Below are 23,184 nucleotides of genomic sequence, written 5' to 3'. Positions count from 1 at the left end.
GTTCGTCCTTCTCTATGGGAAATGGGGGCGGAATGGGCCACAGGAGCCGTATCCCGCACCCCGGCGGCGTAAAACAGCGCAAGCCGGGCAGCCACTGGGGAGTCGGGGTCTGAGGACACCGGGGGCGAGCGGTCTGCTGGCGGTGGGGAGTGACACGGTGATGGGCACGGCGGAGCGGCGCGAGGCGCCCGAGGAGAGCGTGGCGGGGCGCTCGCGGATGCGGTGGGGGCGGCAGGCGCCGGATCGGGACATTCCGGCGCCCGCCCGCGCCCTGGAGTCCGCCGACGATGAACAGTGGCAGAGCTACCGGCCGTTGTGGGTCGAGGAGCCGGCGCGCCGGCACCCGATGCCCGACCCGGTGCGGACGGCGGCGGTGCGGGCGCTCCTCGTCATCGCGGTGACGCTGATACAGGCGATGGTGGCGTTCCTGTGCACGCTGGCCGGCTCCTGGCTGGCGTTCCCCATGGTGATCAGCAGTGTGGCGAGCACGGTGGTGGCCACCTGGGCCGTGGTCGACGTATGGGTGACCCGCCAGGTGTGGAGCCAGCGGTACGGCGTGGTCTCCGAGCCGAGCAGCACGGCCCGGGCCCTTCGGCGGGAGCGGCGCGCCCGTCGCCGCCAGGAGCGGGCTGCCCTGCGGGAGGAGGAGCGGATACGCCGCAGGGGCGGCGCCGGGCAGCTGTCGCACTCCTGACCCGGGCGGACGGCACTCGGGACTCCGGCGGACGGCGCTCAGGGCGAGGGGACGAGGCCGAGGGGACCAGGGGGCGCCGGTCGGGACCGGTCCGGCGAGCGCGGCGGCCCCGTCCCGTCACAGCGCGGCCGGCTCCACCCTCGGCCGATCCTCCGACTGCCGGTCGCCCGGCTTCCGTTCCTCCCGTGGCCGCTCCCGCTGGAGTTCGCGCCGGGCCCGCATGAACGCGCGGGGCCGGTCCACTCCGAGCACGGCGACGGTGCGGCCGTCCCGTTCATAGCGGGCGAGGAAGCCGGACCCACCGGGCACTCCGTCGTCGGTGATCTCCCCCTCGGCGACACGGACGGTGTCGCCCTCGCGGTACCGGCCGGCGAACTGGATCCGGGAGTCGTACTGGTCGGACCAGAAGTACGGCACCGGCCGGGCGGTCGCGAGGGTGCGGCCCGCGAGCAGGTTGGTCACGGCGACGCGGGGCTGCTCGGTGGCGGAGGTCCAGTGCTCGGCCCGGGTGCCGCCGACGCGGGCCACGTCGCCGACCGCGACCACCTGGGGCAGGGCGGTCACACAACCGTCGTCGCACAGCACGCCGTCATGCAGGGCGAGGGTCGAGCCCGTCAGCCAGGCGGTGTTGGGGACGGCTCCGATGCCGACGATCACGATGTCGGCGGGCAGGGTGCGGCCGTCGGCGAGGTCGACCCCGGTCACGGTGGCGCCGCCCCGGAGTGCGGCCACGCCGGTTCCGGTGACCAGCTCCACGCCACCGCGGCGGTGCAGTGCGGCGCACACCGCGGCCATCTCCGCCCCGAGTTGGGGCACGAGGGGCAGCGGTGCGGCCTCGACCACCGTGACCGTGTGGCCGAGCCGGGCACACGAGGAGGCGGTCTCGGCGCCGATGAAGCCGCCCCCGATGACGACGACCCGGCGGGGCCCTTGGGTGAGGTCGGCGCGCAGGGCGCGGGCGTCGTCCAGGGTGCGCAGCGTGTGCACGCCGGCGAGTCCCTCGCCGGGCAGCCGGCGGGCGGCGGCGCCGGTGGCGATGACGACGCCGTCGGTGGGCACCGTACGGCCGTCGCCGAGAAGGACGGTGCGGCCTCGGGGGTCGAGCCCGCGGGCACGGACGCCGAGCAGCCACTCGGCGTCGAGTCCGGCGGTCTCGTCGGCATCGGTGAGCGCCAGTCGGCTCTCGTCGGCGCGGCCGATGAGGAAGTCCTTGGAGAGAGGAGGGCGGTCATACGGGCGATGGGGTTCGTCGCCGACGATCACCAGTCGGCCGCCGAAGCCCTGGGCGCGTAGCTCACGGGCTGCGTAGAGCCCGGAGAGGGAGGCGCCGACGATGGTCACGGTCCTCATACGGCACGGCTCCTGGCGTCGGGGGCGAGGGTGGGCCGGTGGGGGCGAGCCGGTGCCGTACCGGGCGGACGGCCGAGGCCGGCGGAGACGGGGCTCCGGTGCCTGGGGGCGCTCATGCGGCCGTACCCTCCTGCGCGCCGAGGTGGACGTGCACGACGCCGTCCTCCACGGTGACGCGGTGAGTGCGCACGGGGTGCCGGGCCGGCAGGCAGGTCGGTTCACCGGTGCGCAGGTCGAACGAGGCCGCGTGCAGCGGGCACTCGACCAGGCAGCCCTCCAGCCAGCCCTCGGAGAGGGACGCGTCCTGGTGGGTGCAGGTGTCGTCGATGGCGTAGAGCTCGCCGTCCTCGGTGCGGAACACGGCGATCGGCGGCGTGGTCGCGACGCGGACGGACTCGCCCTCGGGGAGGTCTTCGAGGCGGCAGACGGGAATCACGGGCCCCCCTCTCGGTCCGGGACGCTCGGTCCGGGACCTGCTCGATGCAGGCGTCAGGGATGCTGCCGGGAGCCCGGACCCACGTCGGTCCGGCCCGGGGAAGCGGCAAGGGAGTGGCGGACCGTCGACGGTCCGGGTGGTCCGGCACCCTTCCGGGATCCGGACGCTTCGGTAACATGATGTTTCGTATGGCGCACGAGCTAGCGCTATGCGCAACAGAATCCGGGCGGGACGACCGTCGCGTCAAGGGCTTCCCGCAGATGCGGCCCGAACCGGGCCCACAGGTGGTGAGAGTTGAGCCATGACCCGCACGCAGAAGCAGTCTGACCGCGGCGAGGAGACCACGCAGACCCCAGGGACCCCGGAGAGGCAGAGCGGCCGCGGAGCGGCCAGTGCGGTGCAGTCGGTGGACCGCGCCGTGAGCGTGCTGGAGATCCTCGCCCGGCACGGCGAGGCGGGCGTCACCGAGATCGCCGAGGAGCTGGACGTCCACAAGTCCACGGCGTTCCGGCTGCTCGGCGTCCTGGAGAACCGCGGCCTGGTGGCCCAGGCCAAGGACCGCGGGAAGTACTACCTGGGGGCCGGCGTACTGCGCCTGGCGGGGGCGGCGGCAGTGCGTCTCGACATCTCGCAGGAGGGCGTCCCGGTCTGCCGGGAGGTCGCCGACGAGCTGGGCGAGACGGTCAACATCGCCGTGCTCGACGAGGACGCGGCGGTCAACATCATGCAGGCCCGCGGCACCGCGTCCGTCACCGCGCAGAACTGGCTGGGCAGACGCACCCCGCTGCACGCCACCTCCAGCGGCAAGGTGCTCCTCGCGCACATGCCGCCGACCCTGCGCGAGGGCCTGCTGGCGCGGACGCTGCCGCGGTTCACGGACCGTACGATCACCGGCGCGGCGATGCTGCGCGCCGAGCTGGAGGCCGTGGTCGGGCAGGGCTACGGGGTCACGATCGAGGAGCTGGAGCTGGGGCTCGCGGCCGTGGCGGCACCGGTGCGCGCGCACGACGGCAAGGTGATCGCGGCGATCAGCGTCTCGGGGCCGGTGTACCGGCTCAACGCCGACCGGCTGCCGGAGGTGGCCAAGCGGACGGTCGCGGCCGGCGCCGAGCTGTCCCGGCGCATGGGGTACGGCTTCTGACCGAGCGGCGGACGAGCACCCCAGGCCAGGCCCCTTCGCCACCCGGCGTCGGCCCCCGGCAGAGACGCACATGACCCGAACCACGGCGCGGGACCGGTGACTCGCCGGTCCCGCGCCGTCGTGTGTCCGAGAGATTTCGTCCCCCGGGTTCCTTTTGCCAAGGGTTAACGCGCACCCCTTGACGGCCCCGTGACGCCGTTCTCAAGATGTTCCCCACCACGCAACCCATCGTGCAATGCGCAACAGCAGAGGAGCTTGTCGTGCCACACGAGGTCCGTGCCGTAGTCGCTGTGAAGAAGGGCGCACCCGTGGAGGTGCGGACGATCGTCGTCCCCGACCCGGGGCCCGGTGAGGTGCTCGTCGATGTGCAGGCGTGCGGGGTGTGTCACACGGATCTCCACTACCGGGAGGGCGCGATCACCGACGACTTCCCGTTCCTGCTGGGCCATGAGGCGGCCGGCACGATCGAGGCGGTCGGCCCGGGGGTCACCGACCTGAAGCCCGGCGACTACGTCGTCCTGGCCTGGCGGGCGCCGTGCGGCACCTGCCGTTCCTGCCGTCGGGGCCGGCCCTGGTACTGCTTCGACTCCCGCAATGCCGCGCAGCGCATGACCCTGCCGGACGGCACCCCGCTCACCAACGCCCTCGGCATCGGTGCCTTCGCCGAGAAGACGCTGGTCGCGGCGGGCCAGGCGGTGAAGATCGACCCGGCCGCGCGGCCCGAGGCGGCCGGCCTCATCGGCTGCGGGGTGATGGCCGGTTACGGCGCCGCGGTCAACACCGGCAACGTCGGCCGCGGTGACTCGGTCGCCGTCATCGGCTGCGGAGGCGTCGGCAACGCGGCCATCGCGGGCGCCTGTCTGAACGGCGCCATGAAGGTGATCGCCGTCGACATCGACGACAGGAAGCTGGACCAGGCGGAGAAGTTCGGCGCCACGCACACCGTGAACTCCCGGGGCACCGACCCGGTGGAGGCGGTCCGGGAACTCACCGACGGCCACGGCGTGGACATCGCGATCGACGCGGTGGGCCGCCCCGAGACGTTCCTCCATGCCTTCTACATGCGCGACCACGCCGGCCTGCTGGTCCAGGTCGGTGTCCCCGCGCCCGAGATGAAGGTCGAACTCCCGCTGATCGACGTCTTCTCGCGCGGCGGCGCCATCAAGTCCTCCTGGTACGGCGACTGTCTGCCGAGCCGGGACTTCCCGTTCCTGATCGACCAGTACCTCTACGGCCTGCTCGACCTCAACGCGTTCGTGTCCGAGACGATCGCCCTGGACCAGGTGGAGGAGGCGTTCGGCAAGATGCACCGCGGTGAGGTGCTGCGCTCGGTGGTGGTCCTGTGAGCGTGGGCGGGGCGGTACACGCCGAACGCGCCGTCACTTCCGGCGCCGCCGGCCGCTCGTACTCCGACCGCCCGGCCATCGAGGCCTTCCCCCGCGCGCGGCTGCTGACCCTGTCGGGCGCCACCGTCGTCCACACCGGCCACGGCCAGGACGCGACGATCGCCGCCGAGCGGCCGAACGTCCCCGCGCCCTGAGCGACTCCCCCGCACCTGCCATCCCCGCCACCACCAAGGAGGGGCATGTCCAGCACACCCGAAACACGGTCCCAGGGACCCCGCGTCGTCGTCATCGGCGCCGGCATCGTCGGCTGCTCCCTCGCCGACGAGCTGACCGCCCGCGGCTGGACGGACGTCACCGTCCTCGAACAGGGCCCCCTGCCCGCCCCCGGCGGCTCCACCTCGCACGCGCCGGGACTCGTCTTCCGGACCAGCCCGTCCAAGACCCTCGCGGAGTTCGCCCGGTACACCGTCGAGAAGTTCCGCTCCCTCGAAGTCGACGGCGTCTCCTGCTTCGAACAGGTCGGCGGCCTGGAGCTCGCGACCACCCCCGAACGCCTGGCCGAGCTGCACCGCAGGGCCGGCTACGCGGCCTCCTGGGGCATCCGCGGCGAGATAGTGAGCACCGCCCGCTGCAAGGAACTCTGGCCACTGCTGGACGAGTCGGTCGTCCTCGGCGGCTTCCACACCCCGGACGACGGCCTGGCCCGGGCCCTCCTCGCGGCCCGCGCCCAGATGGACCGCGCCGCCGCGCGCGGCGCCCGCTTCCTGGACCGGCACACGGTCACCGGCATCGAGCAGCGGGACGGCCGGGTCACCGCGGTCGTCACCGACCGGGGCGCCTTCCCCGCCGACCACGTCGTCTCGGCGGCCGGATTCTGGGGGCCGGTCATCGGCCGCATGGCCGACGTCGACGTACCGCTGCAGCCCCTCGCCCACCAGTACGCGAAGACCCGGCCGCTGCCCGCGCTGAGCGGCGCCACGGCCGAGGCGACGCGGCCCATCCTCCGCTTCCAGGACCGCGACCTGTACTTCCGCGAGCACGCCGACCGCATCGGGATCGGCTCGTACGCGCACCGGCCGATGCCGGTGGACCCGTTCGCGGTCCTGGCGTACGACGAGGCGCGCGCCCGGGACATGGAGATGCCGTCCTCGTACCCGTTCACCGCCGAGGACTGGGCGCCGAGCTGGGAGGACTGCCGGCGGCTGCTGCCCGCGCTGCGGGAATCCGAGATCGAGACCGGGTTCAACGGGGTCTTCTCCTTCACGCCGGACGGTATGCCGTTGCTCGGCGAGGCCCGGCGGTTGCGGGGCTTCTGGCTGGCCGAGGCGGTCTGGGTGACCCACTCGGCCGGGGTGGCGAAGGCGGTGGCCGAGTGGATGGTCGACGGGCGGCCGTCCATCGACGTGCACGAGTGCGATCACACGCGGTTCGAGGAAGCGCAGCGTTCACCGTCGTACGTCCGTGAACGTGGTTCACAGCAGTTCGTCGAGGTGTACGACGTCCTGCACCCCCTGCAGCCCATGGAACAACCGCGTCCGCTGCGGGTGAGCCCCTTCCACGCCCGTCAGCAGCACCTCGGCGCCTTCTTCCTGGAGGGCACCGGCTGGGAACGCCCGCACTGGTACGAGGCGAACGCCCCGCTCGTGGACGCCCTCGGCGAGCTGCCCGAGCGCGACGCCTGGTCGGCCCGGTACTGGTCCCCCATCGCCGCCGCCGAGGCGTGGGCCACCCGCGAGAAGGTCGCCCTGTACGACATGACCCCACTGCGCCGCCTGGAGGTGACCGGTCCCGGCGCCCTCGCCTTCCTCGACCGCATGACCAGCAACAACCTCCGCAAGAAGCCCGGCGCGGTCACCTACACCCTGCTCCTCGACGAGACCGGAGGCATCCGCTCCGATCTCACCGTCGCCCGCCTCGCCCCCGACCGCTTCCAGGTCGGCGCGAACTCCCCCGCGGACCTGGACCGGCTGCTCCGCCACGCGCCCGCCGACGTGCAGATCCGCGACATCACCTCCGGCACCTGCTGCATCGGCGTCTGGGGCCCCCTCGCCCGCGCCCTCGTCCAGCCCCTGACCGGCGACGACTTCTCCCACGAGGGCTTCGGCTACTTCCGGGCCAAGCAGACGTACCTCGGACACGTCCCGGTGACGGCGATGCGCCTGAGCTACGTCGGCGAGCTGGGCTGGGAGCTGTACACCACCGCCGACCTGGGCCTCAGGCTCTGGGACACGCTGTGGGAGGCCGGGCAGGACCTCGGGGTGATCGCCGCGGGCCGGTCCGCCTTCAACTCCCTGCGGCTGGAGAAGGGCTACCGCGCCTGGGGCACCGACATGACCGACGAGCACACCCCCTTCGAGGCGGGCCTCGGCTTCGCGGTCCGCATGGACAAGGAGGACTTCGTCGGCAGGGCGGCGCTCCGGCGGGCCGGGGAGCCCTCCCGCCGGCTCACCCCGCTGCTCCTGGACGACCCCGCCGCCGTGGTCCTCGGCAGGGAGCCCGTGTACGTCGACGGCGCCCCGGCCGGCTACGTGACCAGCGCGTCGTACGGCTACACGCTAGGCCGCTGTGTCGCCTACGCCTGGCTGCCGGCCGGTCTCGCCACCGGCACCGGCGTGCACATCGAGTACTTCGGCGAGAAAGTCCCGGCCACGGTCGCCGACGAGCCGCTGTTCGACCCCGAGATGACCCGCATCCGTCGCTAGGCGGTCCGGCCCACCACCACCGGCTCCAGCCACGGCGCCGACCTGGCGCCGACCGGTTCCACCACGCATCCGATCGGCCTGTTCGACCCCGCCCGCCTCGCCGCCGCGCCCTCCCGAGGAGCCCGCCCGTGACGACGCCACCGACCTCCCCCCGCCCGATCTCCACGAGCCCGGCCCCGCCGAGCCTCATCGCGACACTTCCGGGCCACTACTACACCGACCCGGCGATCTTCCGGCAGGAGCAGGAGCTGCTCTTCGAGTCCCTGTGGTTCTGCGCGGTCCGCAGTGCCGACCTGGACAGGCCGGGCGCCTTCCGTACCGTGCAGGTGGGCCGCGAGAACATCGTCGTGACGCGGACCCGTACGGGTGAGCTGCGCGCCTTCCTCAATGTGTGCCGACACCGCGGGGCGCGGCTGTGCACCGAGGAGTCCGGCGAGGTGCGGCGCAGCCTGCAGTGTCCGTACCACGCATGGACGTACGACCTTGACGGCAAGTTGATCGCCGCGCCCAACTTGATCAAGATGCCCGACGTTGATCGAGTCGAGTACGGGTTGATCAAGGTGGCCCTGCGCGAGTGGCTGGGCTACGCCTGGGTGTGTCTCGCCGCCGAACCGCCCTCCTTCGAGGACACGGTGATGTACGCGGCCGTGGAACGGCTCGGCGACGCCGCCGCCATCGAGCACTACGGCACCGAGCGGCTGGCCCTCGGCAAGCGCATCAGCTACGACGTGCGGGCCAACTGGAAACTGATCGTCGAGAACTTCATGGAGTGCTACCACTGCGCGACGATCCACCCCGAACTCACCGAGGTGCTGCCTGAGTTCGCCGACGGCTACGCGGCCCAGTACTACGTGGGCCACGGCGCGGAGTTCGGTTCGGAGATCAGGGGCTTCACGGTCGACGGCAGCGAGGGCTTCACCAGGCTCCCCGAGGTGACGGACGACCAGGACCGCCGCTACTACGCGATCACGATCAAGCCGACCGTGTTCGTCAACCTCGTCCCCGACCACGTCATCCTCCACCGCATGTTCCCGCTGGCCGAGGACCGCACGGTGGTGGAGTGCGACTGGCTGTACGCGCCCGATGTGGTGGCCTCCGGAACGGACGTCTCGAAGTCCGTGGAGCTGTTCCACCGTGTCAACGTCCAGGACTTCGAGGCGTGCGAGCGCACCCAGCCGGGGATGTCCTCGCGCGCGTACCGCGGCGGCGGGGTGCTGGTCCCGAACGAGCACCACATCGGCATCTTCCACGAGTGGCTGCTGACCCGGCTGGGAGACGCCCATGCCTGATCTCTTCATCGACGGCGCATGGCGGGGCGCCCGGGACGAGCGCACCCGGGAGATCCGCTGCCCCGCCGACGGCTCCCTGGTCGGGGTCGTGGACGAGGCCGGCGGCAAGGACACCGCGGAGACCGTCGCGGCGGCCCGGCGCGCCTTCGACGCCGGCCCCTGGCCGCACACACCGGCCGCCGAGCGCGCCGACCTGCTCCTGCGGGTCGCCGACCTGCTCGCCCGGGACAAGGACGCCCTCGCCCGCGCCGAGTCCCTGGACACGGGCAAGCGGCTGGTGGAGAGTGCGTACGACATCGACGATGTCGTCAACTGTTTCCGCTACTTCGGGCGGCTGGTCGCGAGCGAGACCGGGCGCGTGATCGACACCGGGCGGGCGGACGTCGACAGCCGCGTGGTGTACGAGCCGGTCGGCGTCTGCGCCCTGATCACACCCTGGAACTACCCGCTGCTGCAGACCGCGTGGAAGGTCGCCCCCGCGCTCGCGGCCGGCAACACCTTCGTGCTGAAGCCCAGCGAGCTGACCCCGCACACCGCGATCCACCTGGTCCGGCTGCTGGCGGAGGCGGGGTTGCCGCCGGGGGTGGCCAATCTGGTGCTGGGCGCCGGTCCGGAGGCGGGCGCTCCGCTCGGCGACCATCCGGACGTCGACCTGGTCTCCTTCACCGGCGGCCTGGAGACCGGCCGCCGGCTGATGGCCGCGGCGGCCGGCACGGTGAAGAGGGTCGCCCTCGAACTCGGCGGGAAGAACCCCAACATCGTGTTCGCGGACGCCGACTTCGCGGCGGCCGTCGACATGGCGCTGACGGCGGTGTTCCTGCACTCCGGGCAGGTCTGCTCGGCCGGGGCCCGGCTGCTGGTCGAGGACGCGCTGCACGACCGGTTCGTGGACGAGGTCGTGCGGCGGGCCGAGCGGATCCGCCTGGGCGGGCCGTTCGACGAGCGGGCGCAGACCGGGCCGCTGATCTCGGCGGCGCACCGGGCCAAGGTCGAGGCGTATGTGGCGCGGGGGCTCGCGGAGGGGGCGGTGCTGCGCTGTGGCGGTGCCCGGCCCTCCAGCCCCGGCCACGACGAGGGCTTCTACTACCTGCCGACCGTCCTGGACGAGTGCACGAGCGGCATGTCCGTCGTCCGGGAGGAGTCCTTCGGGCCGGTGCTGACCGTCGAGCGGTTCACCACCGAGGAGGAGGCCGTCCGGCTCGCCGACGACACGGTCTACGGCCTCGCGGGCGCCGTGTGGACCGGCGACGAGGCCAGGGCCGCACGGGTCGCGGGGCGGCTGCGGCTCGGCACGGTCTGGATCAACGACTACCACCCGTACGTGCCGCAGGCCGAGTGGGGTGGCTACAAGCAGTCCGGGTCCGGGCGCGAGCTCGGGCCGGCGGGGCTCGCGGAGTACCGCGAGACGAAACACATCTGGCGCAACACGGCGCCGGCACCGCAGGGCTGGTTCGACTGACAGCCAGAGGAGTCCGCTCATGACGATCACCGAGCAATCGCCAGGCCCGCACGACCACGACGACACCGAACTCGCCGAGTTCGGCTACCGGCCAGAACTCAAGCGCACCCTGGGCAACTTCCACACCTTCGCCGCCGGGATCAGCTACATCTCCATCCTGACCGGCACCTTCCAGTTGTTCTACTTCGGCTACGGCAGCGGCGGTCCGGCCTACTGGTGGTCGTGGCCGATGGTGTTCGTCGGCCAGTTCATGGTGGCCCTGTGCTTCGCCGAACTGGCCGCCCGCTATCCGGTGGCCGGCTCGGTCTACAACTGGTCGAAGAAGATCGGCAATCCACACCTGGGCTGGCTCGCCGGGTGGATGATGTTGATCGCGTCCATCGTGTCCATCTCGGCGGTCGCGCTCGCCTATCAGTTGACGCTGCCGCAGATCTCGTCCACGTTCCAGTTCGTCGGGGACGGCACCGGGACGTACGACGTGGCGACGAACGCGGTCGTCCTGGCGGCCGTGTTGATCCTGTTCACGACGCTGGTCAATGCGTTCGGCGTCAAGTTGATGGCCACGATCAACACGGCGGGCGTGTTCATCGAGTTGATCGCGACCGTTGTATTGATCATCCTGTTCGCCGTCCACATCACCCGTGGTCCTCACGTAGTCATGCAGACGAACCACACCGGAGCCGGCTACTCGACGGGTTACCTCGGCGCCTTCCTGGTCGCCTCGCTGGCGTCCGCGTACGTCATGTACGGCTTCGACACCGCCGCCTCGCTCGGCGAGGAGTCCCTGGACCCGTCCCGGAACGCCCCGCGCGCGATCATCCGGGCGATCGTCGCCTCCTTCGTCCTGGGCGGCCTGGTGCTGCTGCTCGCCCTGATGAGTGTCTCCAGCCTCAAGGGCGACAAGCTGTCCACCGACGGCCTGCAGTACGTGGTGCTCGACGTGCTCGGCCCGACGGCCGGCAAGGCGATGCTGTGGTGCGTGCTGATCGCGGTCACGGTGTGTGCGCTGGCCGTCCACACGGCGGCGATCCGGCTGGCGTTCGCGATGGCCCGGGACAACAACCTGCCCGCGTCCTCGCTGATGGCCCGGGTCAGCCCCCGCTTCCAGACCCCGGTGCTGCCGGCGGTGATCATCGGTGTGCTGGCGCTGGCGATCCTCGTGGTCAACATCCGCCAGCCGCAGATCTTCACGGTCGTCACCAGCATCGGCATCGTCATGATCTACCTCGCCTATCTGGGCGTCACCGCGCCGATGCTGGTGGCCCGGCTGCGCGGCAGGTGGCAGCCCGCGGGCGAGGGAAGGTTCTCCCTGGGCCGCTGGGGCCTGCTCGTCAACATCGTCGCGGTGGTGTGGGGCGCGGCCATGACGGTCAACCTGATCTGGCCGCGCGCCTCGGTCTACAACGCGTCCGCGCCGTACCACTGGTACCTGCGCTGGGGTGCGGTCCTCTTCGTCGCGGTCATCGCGGGCGGCGGCTTCGCCTACTACTGGTTCGTCCAGCGGCACCGCACCGGCGTGCTCGCCGAGCACCGTCTGGAGGCCGCGCCCGCCGCCCCGAACGCTCCCCTCGCCGCCCCGGCAGCCGACTGATTCCGCCTGATCACGCCCGATCCCGACTGGCCAGGAGGTCACATGAGCATCGATGAGTTCGACTACGTCGTGGTCGGCGGCGGCACCGCGGGCAACGTCGTGGCCGCCCGGCTCTCCGAGGACCCCTCGGTGACGGTGTGCGTGCTGGAGGCGGGCCCCAGCGACGTCGGCGACGACGACGTCCTCAAGCTGGAGCGCTGGATGGGGCTGCTGGAGTCCGGATACGACTGGGACTACCCCGTCGAGCCGCAGACCAGCGGCAACAGTTTCATGCGGCACGCGCGCGCGAAGGTGCTGGGCGGCTGTTCGTCGCACAACTCCTGTATCGCCTTCTGGGCGCCCGCGGAGGACCTGGACGACTGGGCGGCCCAGGGCTGTACGGGCTGGAGCGCGGCCGACCTGTTCCCGCTCTACCAGCGGCTGGAGAGCAACGACGCGCCCGGCGACCACCACGGCCGCACCGGCCCGGTGAAGGTGCGCACGCTGAAGGGCGAGGACCCGTGCGGCACCGCCCTGCTGGAGGCGTGCGCGCAGGCCGGCATACCCACGGTCCCGTTCAACACCGGCCGGACGGTGGTGCGCGGGGCCAACTGGTTCCAGATCAACTCCGACGAGAACAACATCCGCCAGTCCTCGTCCGTGGCGTATCTGCACCCGGTGCTGGGCAGGCGTCCGAATCTGGACGTCCGGACCGGGGTGCGGGCCAAGAAGCTGGTCCTGGAGGGACGGCGGTGCGTGGGCGCCGAGTACCTGGACCCCGATCTGGTGCACACGCGCGCGGTACGGGCCCGGCGCGAGGTGATCGTCTCGTGCGGCTCGATCGACTCCCCCAAGCTGCTCATGCTGTCCGGCATCGGCCCGGCCGGGCATCTGCGCGAGGTCGGTGTCGAGGTCGTCGTGGACGCCCCGGGCGTCGGCGAGAACCTCCAGGACCACCCCGAGGGCGTGATCATGTGGGAGGCCGAGAGGCCGATGACCACCACGTCCAGCCAGTGGTGGGAGGCGGGCATCTTCTACGACACCGAGCCCGGCCTGGACCGGCCCGACCTGATGTTCCACTACGGGTCCGTGCCCTTCGACATGAACACCGCCCGCTGGGGCTACCCCACCTCGGAGAACGCGTTCTGCCTCACCCCCAACGTGACGAAGGCGAGGTCACGCGGCACGGTACGGCTGCGGACCAGGGACTACCGGGACAAGCCCAGGGTGGACCCCCGGTACTTCACGCACGAGCACGACGTGCGCGTGATGACGTACGGGCTGAAGCTGGCCCGGCGCATCGCCGCGCAGCCGGCGCTGAGCGGCTGGGCGGGCGCGGAGCTGGCGCCGGGCCCGGACGTCCGGACCGATGACGAGTTGCTGGACTACGTCCACAAGACGCACAACACCGTCTATCACCCGTCCTGCACGGTGAAGATGGGCGCCGACGGCGACCCCTCGGCCCCGCTCGACGCGCGGCTGCGGGTCAAGGGGGTCGAGGGGCTGCGGGTCGCCGACGGGTCGGTGATGCCCGACTTGATCGCCGTCAACCCGTGCATCACGACGATGATGATCGGGGAGAAGTGCGCCGACTTGATCAAGGAGGACAGCTGATCAATGAGTCGGTCAACCTATTGATCAGCTTGTGGACGGCGTCGGCTTCTTGAACATCCGTGTCGCCGTGATCTCGCTGTGCACCGCTTCTCCGGCCTGAGGCTGCTGGGGCAGCCCGGGCCGGAGGTGCTCCTCCACGCTGATGTACTTCAGGCCCGCCCTGAGGTCGGCGTCGTTGCGCAACCGGATGACCAGCGGGAACTCGGCCAGCGCGGTCGTGTCGAACAGGCCCGTGGTGTACAGCAGCTGGACGCCCAGCGCGTCGGACACGGCGCGCTGCAGTTCCAGCAGATACGTCGCGTTGGCGCGGCCGATCGGGTTGTCCAGGAACAGCGTGCCGGCGTGCCGGTGCTTGTCCCGGCCCCGGTCGTTGGAGCGCAGCGCGGCCATCGTGCAGTACAGCGCGATGGCGGCGGTGAGCAGCTGGCCGCCCGAGAACACGTCGCCCATCTGGCCGACGGGGACGCGCTCGGCGCGCAGTACGGCGTCGGGCTTGAGGATCTCGACGGCCACGCCCTTCGGCTGGAGGGCCGCCGCGACGCCCCGCAGCAGCAGGGACATGCCGTCGCGGCGCAGGTCGGAGTTCTTCCTGACGGCCGCGCGCGTGGCCTCGTCGATGACCTCGCCGAGCCGTTCGACGAGGGTGGCGTGGTCGGGCTCCTCGAAGCGGATGCGCAGGAACTCCTGCCCGGACCACTCGCCGAGCCCCTCCGGCAGCCGGGAGAGCCGCTGGGCGGACCGCAGCGTCGCCAGGGCCGACTCCACGAGACCGCGCAGCCGGTCCACGATCGAGTCGCGGTTGCGCTCCAGCTGGGCCAGCTCGTCCGTCAGGACACGCAGCCGGGGTGCGAACGCGTCCGCCCACTTCTGGGCGTGCTCGGGCAGCGCGGAGGCGGGCAGCTCGCGGATCTGCTGCCGGGCCGGGGTGCGCACCTGCTCGTAGCGCGTGGAGTTGGCGTGCCGGACGAGGACGTCGCTCGCCTCGCGCACGGCCGCCTCGGCGGCGGACAGGTCGGCGGCGCAGCCGCGCAGCGAACGGCGGGCCTCGGCGGCGGAGTGCCGGGCCTCCTCCAGGCTGCCCGGGTACGGCTCCGGCTCCTCCTGCTCCTCCTCGGGAGTGTGCTCGCGCAGCAGGTCGCGGAGCATGGCGGCGATCTCGTCGAAGCCGCCGGCCCCGTCCTCGGCGGCGCGGTGGGCGTCCAGCAGCTCCGCGTGCGCCTCGCGGGCCTCGTCCAGCGCCTCGGCGCGGGCGGCGAGTTCGGCCGTGGCGGTGCGCAGCAGCGCCTGGGCGTGCTCGGCGTCGCGCGGGACGAGTTCCTCGGGCAGCTCGGTGTGTGCCTCGCCGTCCTCGGGCGCGTGCCGCTCCGCCTCGCCGCGCAGCCGGCCGAGCTGCTCGCTCGCGGTCGACATACGGGTCTCCAGGAGCTGCACCAGCTCCTCCGCGCGCGCGGCGGCGGCCTGCCGGGAGGGCCCGTCGGAGCCGTCGGGCGACTGGAGCAGCTGCTCGGCCCGGGTGCGGACCTTGTTGCTGAGCCGGTCCAGTTCGGCGCGGGCGGCGCTCTCGTCGCTCTCCGCGCGGGCCTGCTCGGCGCGCAGGTCGGCGCCGACACCGACCTTCTCGTACACCTGGGACGCGGCCCGGTAGGCCTCGCGGAGGGCGGGCAGGGACGCCTTCGGCGCGTCCGTGTCCTCGACGGGTACGTCGTCGGGGGCGCCGGCGATCTCGGAGCGCTCGGCACGCAGGGCGCGCGCGGTGCGGCGGGCGTCGTCGGCGGCGCGCTGGGCGGCGCGGCGGTCCTCGTCGGCGGCGCGGGCGCGCTCCAGGCATGCCTGGGCGCGGGCCTCGGACTCGGCGGCCTCGTCGGCGAGTTCGCGCAGCTTCACCTGCCAGCCGGCGCGCTCGCGGAGCCGGAAGGCGAGGCCGGCCAGGGCGTCGGCGGCGCGCCGGGCCTTCTGTGCGGCCTCCTGCCGCTCGTCGCGGACGTGCACCGCCTCGGCGGCGATCTCGTCGGCCTCCGCGCGCGTGGTCCGTGCCTCGGTGAGTTCGGCCTCGGTCTCCTCGGCGAACGCGCGGGCCTCCAGGGCCGCCTGGGCCAGCTCGGTGAGGCGCCCGGCGGGGCAGCCGGTGCGCCAGGAGGCGAGCCGCGCGGCCAGTTCGCGGTCCTTGCCGAGCCGGGCGGCGAGGGTGCGGATCTCCTCGTCGCGCTCGGTGGCCCGCGCGCGGAGTGCCTGTCGTTCCTCGTCGGCGGCGTGCTCGTCGTGCATGGCCGGGTTCGGCGGCACCAGGAACACGTCGCCGGGGGTGGCGCCCGTGGCGGGGGGCGGGGCGAGCAGCGCGGCGGCGGTGCCGACGGCGACGGCCGAGCGGGGCAGCAGGGCGGCGTCACCGAGTGCCTCGCGGGCCCGCGCGTGCGTGTCCGGGTCGGTGATGATCACGCCGTCGACGAGTTCGGGGCGGGCGGCGAGCACACGCGCGTGGTCGGCGGGGTCGACGGCCTGCGCGAGGTAGCGCCAGCCGGGCAGCGCCGGGATGCCGTGCTCGCCGAGGAACTCGACGGTGGCCAGCACGTCCGGGCCGGGCGGCAGCAGCCCGCCGTCACCGAGGGCGCCGAGGATCCGGGCGTCGTCGGCGGCGGCCGTCCGCAGGTCGAACAGGTGCCGCTCGGCGGTCGACACGGCGTCGTCGAGCAGTGCGCGCAACTCGTCGGCGAAACGGTCGAGTTCCTCGGGGGCGAGCGCGCCTTGGGCGGAGTCGGCGGCCGGTGGGCGTGTGCTGTCGGCGTCTTCCGTCCTCGGCGCGGGCACACGTGCCGTCCCGGGGGCGCCCGGCAGGCTCAGCAGCTCCGCGAGCCGCTCCTCGGCGGCCAGCGACTCGGCGAGGCGCCGCTCGGCCTCGTAGGACCGCTCGGCGGCGGTCGCGGCGTCCGCCGCGCGGGCCGCGGTCAGCTCGGCGCGGGACTCGGCGGAGGCCGCCTCGCGCGCGTGCTCGGTGGCCTTGCGGGCGGCTTCGCGGGCCGCGTCCCAGGCGGCCACGGCGCTCTTCTCGGCGTCGCTGGCGGCGAGCGCGGCACGGGCCGGGTCGGCGTCCGGGGCGCTGTCGTCCAGCCAGCCCGCGCGGACGGCCTCGGCGGTCTCCTGCTCGACCTCGGCGAGGCGCTGGCGCAGGTGCCCGGCCTCGCTGCGGGCCCGCTGCGCCTCGGTGGCGGCGGCGGTGGAGTCGCGGTAGGCGGAGTCGCTGACCTCCTGGAGGGCGGCGGAACGCTCCTCCTCCTCGTTGGCCAGGGTTTCGGCGCTCTCGGCGGCGGCGTGCAGGGCCCGTACGAGGTCCACGGCGGCTTTGGCGCGGGCGGCCAGGGCGGGGGCCGCGTCCCGTTCGGCCTCCTGGATGGCGGCGGACACGCGGGCGACGCGGTCGGCGGCGGCGCGGTGGCGCAGCACGGCCTCGGCGGCCTGCCAGGCGGAGTGCAGGGTGCGGGCGTCGGCCAGCTCGCGCTTCTGCGCGGCGGCGGACTTCTCGGCGGCGGCGAGCGCCAGGGAGGCGTGCCGGTAGGCGAGTTCGGCGGCGATGAGGGCGCTGCGCTCGCGGGCGCCCTCGGAGTGCGTGACGGCGTACGCGGCGGCCGTGACCCGCTGGGCGAGGTCGCCGGCCCGGACCCGCTCCCGCACGGCCCGCGCGGACAGCCGCCGGGCCAGCGTGCGGGTACGGCGCTCGGCGCCCGCGTGGACGTCACGCGCGCGTGAACGCGCCTCGGCCGCCTCCACGATCCGGCCGAGCAGGTCGGCCGAGCCGGCGGTGAAGTCCCGTTCGGCGATCAGCTCGGCGCGCCGGCCCAGCTTGTTGCCGAAGCCGCTGACGAGGTCGGCGAGGCCGTCGGTGTCACGGGTGTCGGTGACCGCGCGCAGCAGCAGGTCGGTGAAGTCGGAGTCCTTCTTGACCGCGAAGAGGCCGGCCGCCTCGCCCTCGTCGGCGTTCATCTCGCGCTGGTAGCGGAAGAGTTCGGGGTCGAGTCCGAGGTCGCCGAGGTGCTCGGTCCAGCGCTCGTGGATCTCCTCCCAGTGCACCTCCAGGTGCGGGTAGGCCTTGCCGGCCTCCATGAGGGCGTCGCGGAAGCCCTTCATGGTGCGTCGGCGGCCGTGCGCGCCGGAGGTGCCCTCGACGGGCGGCCGTACGGCGGTGGCCTCGGCGACGGGCAGGTTGTCCAGGCTCAGGCCGGGGCCGGGGCGGAAGGAGTACCAGGCCTCGGCGAACTTGCGCGGGTCGTTGGAGACCTGCCGGCCGCGCCACTCGCTGACCTTGCCGACGACCACGCACTCGCCGGTCTGCACGTGCTGCCACTCCAGGGCGACATGGCCGCAGTCGTCGGCGAGCAGGAACTTGCGCAGCACACCGGAGCTGGCGCCGCCGAGGGTGTTGCGGTGGCCCGGGAGCATCACCGAGAAGATCAGCTTGAGCAGGACGGACTTGCCGCCGCCGTTCTCCAGGAACAGCACGCCCGCGGGCGCGGGGCGGCGCGGCGGGCCGGACGGCTCCTCCTCGAAGAACTCCGCCTGCATGGGCGCCGGGTCGGGCACGGGCTCGCCGACACCCCGCAGGTCAAGCACGGTGTCGGCGTAGCGCGCACCGGCGGGACCGATGGAGTAGAGGCGGACCCGGGACAGCTCGTACATGGCGGACTCTCGTAAGTCTGGTGAAGGTGCGGTGGTTCAGGAGTGGAACGGCAGCCCGGCGTCGGCCACCAGGTCCAGGTCGTCGGTGTCCTCGGCGGGCAGCAGGCTGGCCGTGCCGTCGGTGACCGGGACGACGCCCAGCTCCAGCAGTTCGGCCAGGGCGGCGCTGCCCGCCATGTCGCGGACCTGGAGCTGGTAGCGGGCCGTGGTGCGGTACGTGCCGCCGCTGTCGTCGCCGGTGCGCTGCAGGAAGCCCGAGTCGGTGAGGAAGGCGAGGGCCTTCGCCACGATGCCGGTGGTGGAGGCGGCCGGCCGGCGGGCGTCCTTGGTGGCGCCGGTGGCGCTGCGTCTGGCCCAGATCCGCCAGGCGGCCTCCAGGCCGGGCGCGTCGGTCGCCGGGTCGGTGTTCTCGCCCTGCTCCTCGGCGCGCTCCTCCAGGCGCCGGCAGGCCTGCCGGACGAAGGCGTCGACGCCGTTGACGGTGACCCGACCGATGTAGGAGTCGTCGGCCAGGTCCTCCGGGCGGGGGAACGCCAGCGCGGCGACCGCGAGATGGGCGAGTCCGTGCAGGAAGCGGTCGCCGGAGTCGGCGGCGGTGCGACGCGCGTAGTCACCCATGCGGACGGCGAAGACGGAGTCCTCGGCGGCGGTCACGGCCATCCCCGCGCGCGGGGACACCTCCAGCACGACGAGCCCCAGACCGGCGGCGACGGCGTCCGCGAGCCGGGCGAACGCCGGGTCCTCGCGGTAGCGGCGCAGCAGCTCGGTGTACTCCTGGTCGCGCGCGGGCGCCAGCTTGGGCTGGAGTCCGAAGGCGACGAGCCGCGCCGCGTCGGCGGCGTCGGCGGGGGTGACGGCGGTGGACGCCGACGGGGCGGGAGTCTCCGCCTCACTCCACTCGGCGGGCTCGCTCACGGACTCAACTCCTTGATCTTGAAACTGAGGGCGGGTGCGACTCGCCCAGGGGCGCGGGGAACTGCGCGACCGGCCCCGGACGGCCCGCACACGCATGGCGACCCGCAGCTTCCCGGTGCTTCCGGCGGAGCGTTCACGCTGCTTCCGTCCGGTCCGCGGCCATCCCCGCCGCGTCCAGCAGAGCCGTGCCCACGATCAGGTCCGCCCCGCCGAACTCGGGATCGTCCAGCTCGGTCCCGTCGTCCACGGCGAACAGCAGCTTCTCCTCGCCCTGCCGGTAGGCGGTGCCGACGGCGGGGCTGGCCGCGTGGACCGCCAGCAGGGCGACCAGGTAGGCCAGATCCGGGTCGCCGGTCCGCCGGGCCTCGGCCAGCAGCCCCGACAGCCTCCGCGGGGCGTCCGCCGGCAGGTCCAGCAGTTCCGTCGCCGCGGCCAGCTGCTCCTCGCTGAACCGGCTGTCGTCCGGCGTCGCGATCAGGTCGGGCTCGGGCATCTCGGCACCCAGGTGCTCCCGCTCCACGGGCGGCGTCAGCAGTATGTCGACGAGGTCCGCGACCCGGACGGACACCGGCGTGCGCAGGCCGGTGCCGCGCGCGAAGAACGCGTCCGTGACCCGGATCGCCTGCTCCAGGGGCAGCGGCAGGACAGGGGCGACGAGATGGCCGTAGAGGTCTATCCCGGCCGTCGTCGCCGGCGTGGCGAAGGCCTGCCGGTCCTGTTCGGCGCGGAACAGCGGGCCCGCCTCCAGCAGGCGCGACTGGAGCTGGGTGTGGCGCCGGATGCAGTCCTTGACGATGTCGACCAGCTCGGCGGCGCGGCGCTTGTGCTCGGGGTCCTCGGTCTCGTCGCGGGCCTTGCGGATGTTGGTGAGGATGGCGTTCTCGTGGCGGTAGCGCTCGGCCACATGGTCCAGGGCCTCGGCGATCATGTCGGGGACGGCGCCCAGCCAGTCCACCGCGCGGACGTTGCGCCGGGTGGCGTCCAGGGCCCGGCGGAGCGTCTCGGAGTACTGGACCGTGCGGTAGCGGGCCTGCTCGGCGGCGAGCTGGGCGTCGGCGAGCCGACCGCGGCTGATCAGCACCTCCAGCTTGACCTCGGCGGCGATCTGGGCGCTGGTGACGTCGGTGTCGAGGGCGCCGACCAGGACGTTGACCGCCTCGTCCGTCGTGCGCAGGTACACCGTGCCGCCGGGGCCGGGGACCTCCTCGATCAGCTTGAAGTCGTAGTCACGCCGGACGTACGTGCCGTCCGGCGCGAAGGTGCCGTAGACCGCGCGGAAGCCGCGGTCCACGCTGCCGACGTTGATCAGGTTCTCCAGGACCCAGCGGGCCACGCGCTCGTGCTCGGCGGCGGGCCGGTGCGGGGCCTGGGCGGCGATGCGCGGGACCAGCCGGGCCACGATCTGCTCGTGGTCGGCGCCCGTGTCGAAGTCCATGTTCAGCGTGACCAGGTCGATGGCGGCCAGCGCCACCTCGGCCATCCCGTACACCGAGTACTCGCCGGCCAGGTTGGCCTTGCGCGCGTCCAGGTCGTGCAGCGGCGCGGTGCAGGCGAGCGCGCGCAGCCGCCGCGCCAGCCCCTCGTCGGCGGCCGGGCCCGGTGCCGGGCGCGGCCCCGCGCTGAGCTGGGGCGGAACGCTGTCCGTCGATGCAGGCGAAGTCACGGTGCACAGATTAGGTCCTCGGTCTGACATCGGCCCAAACGGCACGGATGGCACCGCCGGGGCCGGGGCGCGCGCCTAGGGGGCGCCGTCCTCGCCGACCCGTCGCCGGTAGACCTCCACGACCCGCTCCAGCGAGTCCGCGAGGTAGGTCTCCAGCAGCCGTTCCGCGCCGCGCCGGTTCCCGGCCTGCAGGGCCCGCAGGATCTCGTCGTTGCGGGCGAGGTACGGCTCGTGCAGCCGGCGCGGGTCGTCCACGACGTGGAAGGCGAGCCGCAGCTCGGCGAAGACACTGCGCATCAGCTCGTCGGTGCGTTCGCTGCCGGCCAGGGCGACCAGTTCCCGGTGGAAGTGGATGTTGGCCGTACCCAGCGCCTTCCAGTCATTCTCCGTGGCCGCCGTCCGCCCCTCCTCGACCGCCGCGATCAGTCCTCCCAGGCGGTACGGCGGCCCGCCGAGGCCGCGGACGACGGCGCACTCGACGAGGGAGCGGGTGCGGTAGATGTCCTCCACGTCCTCGACGGTCAGGACCCGGACGAAGACGCCTCGGTTGAGTTCGTGGATCAGCAGGCGCTCGTGGGTGAGCAGCCGGAACGCCTCGCGCAGGGTGTTGCGGGAGACGCCGAGCGCCCCGCCGATGCTGTCCTCCGACAGCCGGGTGCCGGGCGGGAAGTAGCCCTCGGAGATGCGGCTCCTGAGGATGTCCGAGACCCGCTCCGCGGTGCTGGTACGGCCCAGGAGGACGCGGTCGCCGGCCAGTCCGGTCAGCTGCTCTGCCATGCCCGGAATTCAATCGCAGACACCAGAACGAAACAACGTAGGTATTGAAGGATCGTTGAACGATCCTCTACGGTGCTCCGCACGGCTCACTTCCCAGCACCCTCCGTCCCCCTCTGCGAGGTGCCCATGAGCACGACTCCCCCGCCCCGGTCCGCGCCCTCCACGGGCGTACGGCCGGCGGACGGCGAACGCGCCGCCGAGGACGGCGCGTTCGGCTGGCTGCAGGCCCTCGGCCCGCGCGGCCGGCGCGCGTTCGCCGGAGCCTTCGGCGGATACGCCCTGGATTCCTACGACTACTTCACGCTGCCGCTGAGCATGGTGGCGCTCGCGGCGTACTTCGGCCTCGACAGCGGCCAGACCGGCCTGTTCACCACCGTCACGCTCGTGGTCTCGGCGGTCGGCGGCGCGGCGGCCGGCGTGGTCGCGGACCGGGTGGGCCGGGTCCGGGCCCTGATGATCACGGTGATCACGTACGCCGTGTTCACCGTCGCCTGCGGCTTCGCGCCCACCTACGAGACGCTGCTGGTCTTCCGCGCCCTCCAGGGCCTCGGCTTCGGCGGCGAGTGGGCCGTGGGCGCGATCCTGGTCGCCGAGTACGCGAGCGCGCGCCACCGGGGCCGTACGCTCGGCGCCGTCCAGAGTTCCTGGGCGGTCGGCTGGGGTCTGGCGGCGATCGTCTACACGCTGGTCTTCTCCTTCGCCGACGACGACCTGGCCTGGCGGGTGATGTTCTGGACCGGCGCGCTGCCCGCGTTGCTCGTGGTGTGGCTGCGCCGCCGGGTGCACGACGCGCCCACGGCGACGGCGGCCCGTGAACAGGATCCGGGGCGGGGTTCGTTCGCGGCGATCTTCCGGCCGGGCCGGGACGGCACGCCGGGCCTGCTGCGCACCACGGTCTTCGCGGGCCTGCTGTCCACGGGCGTGCAGGGCGGCTACTACACGCTGGCGACCTGGGTGCCCACGTACCTGAAGTCCGAGCGCGGTCTGTCGGTCGTCGGCACCGGCGGCTATCTGACCTTCCTGATCTCCGGCGCGTTCCTCGGCTACCTGACCGGCGGCCACCTGACGGACCGGCTCGGCCGGCGGAACAACATCTGGCTGTTCGCGCTGCTGTCGGCGCTGTGCATCCTGGCGTACGCGAACATCCCGCACGGCGCCGACACCCTGCTCCTGGTGCTCGGTTTCCCGCTCGGCTTCTGCATGTCGGCGATCTTCAGCGGCTTCGGCTCCTATCTGAGCGAGCTGTACCCGACGGCGGTGCGCGGCACCGGGCAGGGCTTCACGTACAACACGGGCCGCGCGGTGGGCGCGGTCTTCCCGACCCTGGTGGGCTTCCTGGCGGACAGCTGGGGCGTCGGCGGCGCGCTGGTCTTCGGCGCGATCGGCTACGGCCTCGCCGCGCTGGCGCTGCTCGGCCTGCCGGAGACGCGCGGGAAGGAGCTGGCGTGACGCGGGTGCACCGTACCGAGGGCCTGGCTGCCGCGCGCGGGCGGGCGGGCGGATGCCGGATGTCCCTGACCGACGACCGAGACGAGCGGTACCGGCCGGTCGGCATCGACT

Annotated in this window: 16 protein-coding genes; 10 read left to right on the top strand and 6 right to left on the bottom strand. The window is 73.0% G+C overall.

Features of this window, described 5'->3' with window-relative positions:
* Nucleotides 1–160 precede the first annotated feature (160 nt).
* Nucleotides 161–694: a hypothetical protein gene (locus ABZ937_RS29405; protein ID WP_361696356.1), complete on the top strand. Its 534-nt coding sequence runs from the start codon at nucleotides 161–163 to the stop codon at nucleotides 692–694.
* Nucleotides 695–811: 117 nt separating this feature from the next.
* On the opposite strand, the gene ABZ937_RS29400 is transcribed toward ABZ937_RS29405, so the two are convergent.
* Nucleotides 812–2,044: an FAD-dependent oxidoreductase gene (locus tag ABZ937_RS29400; RefSeq protein WP_361696354.1), complete on the bottom strand. Its 1,233-nt coding sequence runs from the start codon at nucleotides 2,042–2,044 to the stop codon at nucleotides 812–814.
* Nucleotides 2,045–2,156: 112 nt separating this feature from the next.
* Entirely contained in the window at nucleotides 2,157–2,480 is a 324-nt protein-coding gene (locus tag ABZ937_RS29395) for a bifunctional 3-phenylpropionate/cinnamic acid dioxygenase ferredoxin subunit (RefSeq protein ID WP_361696353.1), read from the bottom strand.
* Nucleotides 2,481–2,877: 397 nt separating this feature from the next.
* Between ABZ937_RS29395 and ABZ937_RS29390 the strand changes: the two genes are divergently transcribed.
* The 8 genes from ABZ937_RS29390 to ABZ937_RS29355 all read left to right on the top strand — a co-directional run bounded on the left by ABZ937_RS29390 (nucleotide 2,878) and on the right by ABZ937_RS29355 (nucleotide 13,601).
* Nucleotides 2,878–3,621 carry an IclR family transcriptional regulator gene (locus tag ABZ937_RS29390; RefSeq protein ID WP_361696375.1) on the top strand — a complete coding sequence of 248 codons (744 nt, stop codon included), beginning with the start codon at nucleotides 2,878–2,880 and terminating at the stop codon, nucleotides 3,619–3,621.
* A gap of 260 nt (nucleotides 3,622–3,881) precedes the next feature.
* Nucleotides 3,882–4,967, top strand: a complete 1,086-nt coding sequence (locus tag ABZ937_RS29385) for an S-(hydroxymethyl)mycothiol dehydrogenase (protein ID WP_361696352.1) — start codon at nucleotides 3,882–3,884, stop codon at nucleotides 4,965–4,967.
* Nucleotides 4,968–4,969: 2 nt separating this feature from the next.
* Nucleotides 4,970–5,161 (top strand): hypothetical protein, encoded by a 192-nt coding sequence (locus tag ABZ937_RS29380; protein ID WP_361696351.1) that lies wholly within the window; start codon nucleotides 4,970–4,972, stop codon nucleotides 5,159–5,161.
* A 45-nt stretch (nucleotides 5,162–5,206) separates the two neighbouring features.
* The gene (locus tag ABZ937_RS29375; protein ID WP_361696350.1) at nucleotides 5,207–7,669 is read left to right on the top strand and encodes an FAD-dependent oxidoreductase; all 2,463 of its coding nucleotides are present in this window, start codon (nucleotides 5,207–5,209) and stop codon (nucleotides 7,667–7,669) included.
* Between the two features lie 128 nt (nucleotides 7,670–7,797).
* Nucleotides 7,798–8,958, top strand: a complete 1,161-nt coding sequence (locus ABZ937_RS29370) for an aromatic ring-hydroxylating dioxygenase subunit alpha (RefSeq protein WP_361696349.1) — start codon at nucleotides 7,798–7,800, stop codon at nucleotides 8,956–8,958.
* Entirely contained in the window at nucleotides 8,951–10,417 is a 1,467-nt protein-coding gene (locus tag ABZ937_RS29365) for an aldehyde dehydrogenase family protein (protein ID WP_361696348.1), read from the top strand. The genes ABZ937_RS29370 and ABZ937_RS29365 overlap by 8 nt, the downstream gene beginning before the upstream one ends.
* 19 nt (nucleotides 10,418–10,436) lie before the next feature.
* Nucleotides 10,437–12,008 carry an amino acid permease gene (locus ABZ937_RS29360; RefSeq protein ID WP_361696347.1) on the top strand — a complete coding sequence of 524 codons (1,572 nt, stop codon included), beginning with the start codon at nucleotides 10,437–10,439 and terminating at the stop codon, nucleotides 12,006–12,008.
* A gap of 42 nt (nucleotides 12,009–12,050) precedes the next feature.
* Nucleotides 12,051–13,601 (top strand): GMC family oxidoreductase N-terminal domain-containing protein, encoded by a 1,551-nt coding sequence (locus ABZ937_RS29355; protein ID WP_361696346.1) that lies wholly within the window; start codon nucleotides 12,051–12,053, stop codon nucleotides 13,599–13,601.
* A gap of 24 nt (nucleotides 13,602–13,625) precedes the next feature.
* Here ABZ937_RS29355 and ABZ937_RS29350 read toward each other — a convergent pair whose 3' ends face one another.
* From ABZ937_RS29350 to ABZ937_RS29335, 4 genes are all read right to left on the bottom strand, one after another.
* The gene (locus ABZ937_RS29350; protein WP_361696345.1) at nucleotides 13,626–18,269 is read right to left on the bottom strand and encodes a hypothetical protein; all 4,644 of its coding nucleotides are present in this window, start codon (nucleotides 18,267–18,269) and stop codon (nucleotides 13,626–13,628) included.
* Nucleotides 18,270–18,305: 36 nt separating this feature from the next.
* Nucleotides 18,306–19,184, bottom strand: a complete 879-nt coding sequence (locus ABZ937_RS29345; RefSeq protein ID WP_361696343.1) for a hypothetical protein — start codon at nucleotides 19,182–19,184, stop codon at nucleotides 18,306–18,308.
* A gap of 133 nt (nucleotides 19,185–19,317) precedes the next feature.
* Nucleotides 19,318–20,847, bottom strand: coding sequence for a hypothetical protein (locus ABZ937_RS29340; protein ID WP_361696342.1), 1,530 nt, complete (start codon nucleotides 20,845–20,847; stop codon nucleotides 19,318–19,320).
* Between the two features lie 75 nt (nucleotides 20,848–20,922).
* Complete coding sequence (locus ABZ937_RS29335; RefSeq protein WP_361696341.1) at nucleotides 20,923–21,624, bottom strand: GntR family transcriptional regulator; 702 nt, start codon at nucleotides 21,622–21,624, stop codon at nucleotides 20,923–20,925.
* A gap of 126 nt (nucleotides 21,625–21,750) precedes the next feature.
* On the opposite strand from ABZ937_RS29335, the gene ABZ937_RS29330 reads away from it, so the two are divergent.
* Entirely contained in the window at nucleotides 21,751–23,073 is a 1,323-nt protein-coding gene (locus ABZ937_RS29330; protein ID WP_361696340.1) for an MFS transporter, read from the top strand.
* The last annotated feature ends 111 nt before the right edge of the window (nucleotides 23,074–23,184 follow it).

Origin of the sequence: Streptomyces sp. NPDC046727, assembly GCF_040645635.1 — a bacterium.
Classification (GTDB): Bacteria; Actinomycetota; Actinomycetes; order Streptomycetales; family Streptomycetaceae; genus Streptomyces.
This window is presented reverse-complemented; position numbering and strand designations above follow the sequence as displayed.

Coding starts and splice junctions, on each gene's coding strand:
- ABZ937_RS29355 (WP_361696346.1), top strand. CDS start 12,051: ATGAGCATCGATGAGTTCGACTACGTCGTGGTCGGCGGCGGCACCGCG.
- ABZ937_RS29375 (WP_361696350.1), top strand. CDS start 5,207: ATGTCCAGCACACCCGAAACACGGTCCCAGGGACCCCGCGTCGTCGTC.
- ABZ937_RS29330 (WP_361696340.1), top strand. CDS start 21,751: ATGAGCACGACTCCCCCGCCCCGGTCCGCGCCCTCCACGGGCGTACGG.
- ABZ937_RS29350 (WP_361696345.1), bottom strand. CDS start 18,269: ATGTACGAGCTGTCCCGGGTCCGCCTCTACTCCATCGGTCCCGCCGGT.
- ABZ937_RS29335 (WP_361696341.1), bottom strand. CDS start 21,624: ATGGCAGAGCAGCTGACCGGACTGGCCGGCGACCGCGTCCTCCTGGGC.
- ABZ937_RS29365 (WP_361696348.1), top strand. CDS start 8,951: ATGCCTGATCTCTTCATCGACGGCGCATGGCGGGGCGCCCGGGACGAG.
- ABZ937_RS29405 (WP_361696356.1), top strand. CDS start 161: ATGGGCACGGCGGAGCGGCGCGAGGCGCCCGAGGAGAGCGTGGCGGGG.
- ABZ937_RS29400 (WP_361696354.1), bottom strand. CDS start 2,044: ATGAGGACCGTGACCATCGTCGGCGCCTCCCTCTCCGGGCTCTACGCA.
- ABZ937_RS29360 (WP_361696347.1), top strand. CDS start 10,437: ATGACGATCACCGAGCAATCGCCAGGCCCGCACGACCACGACGACACC.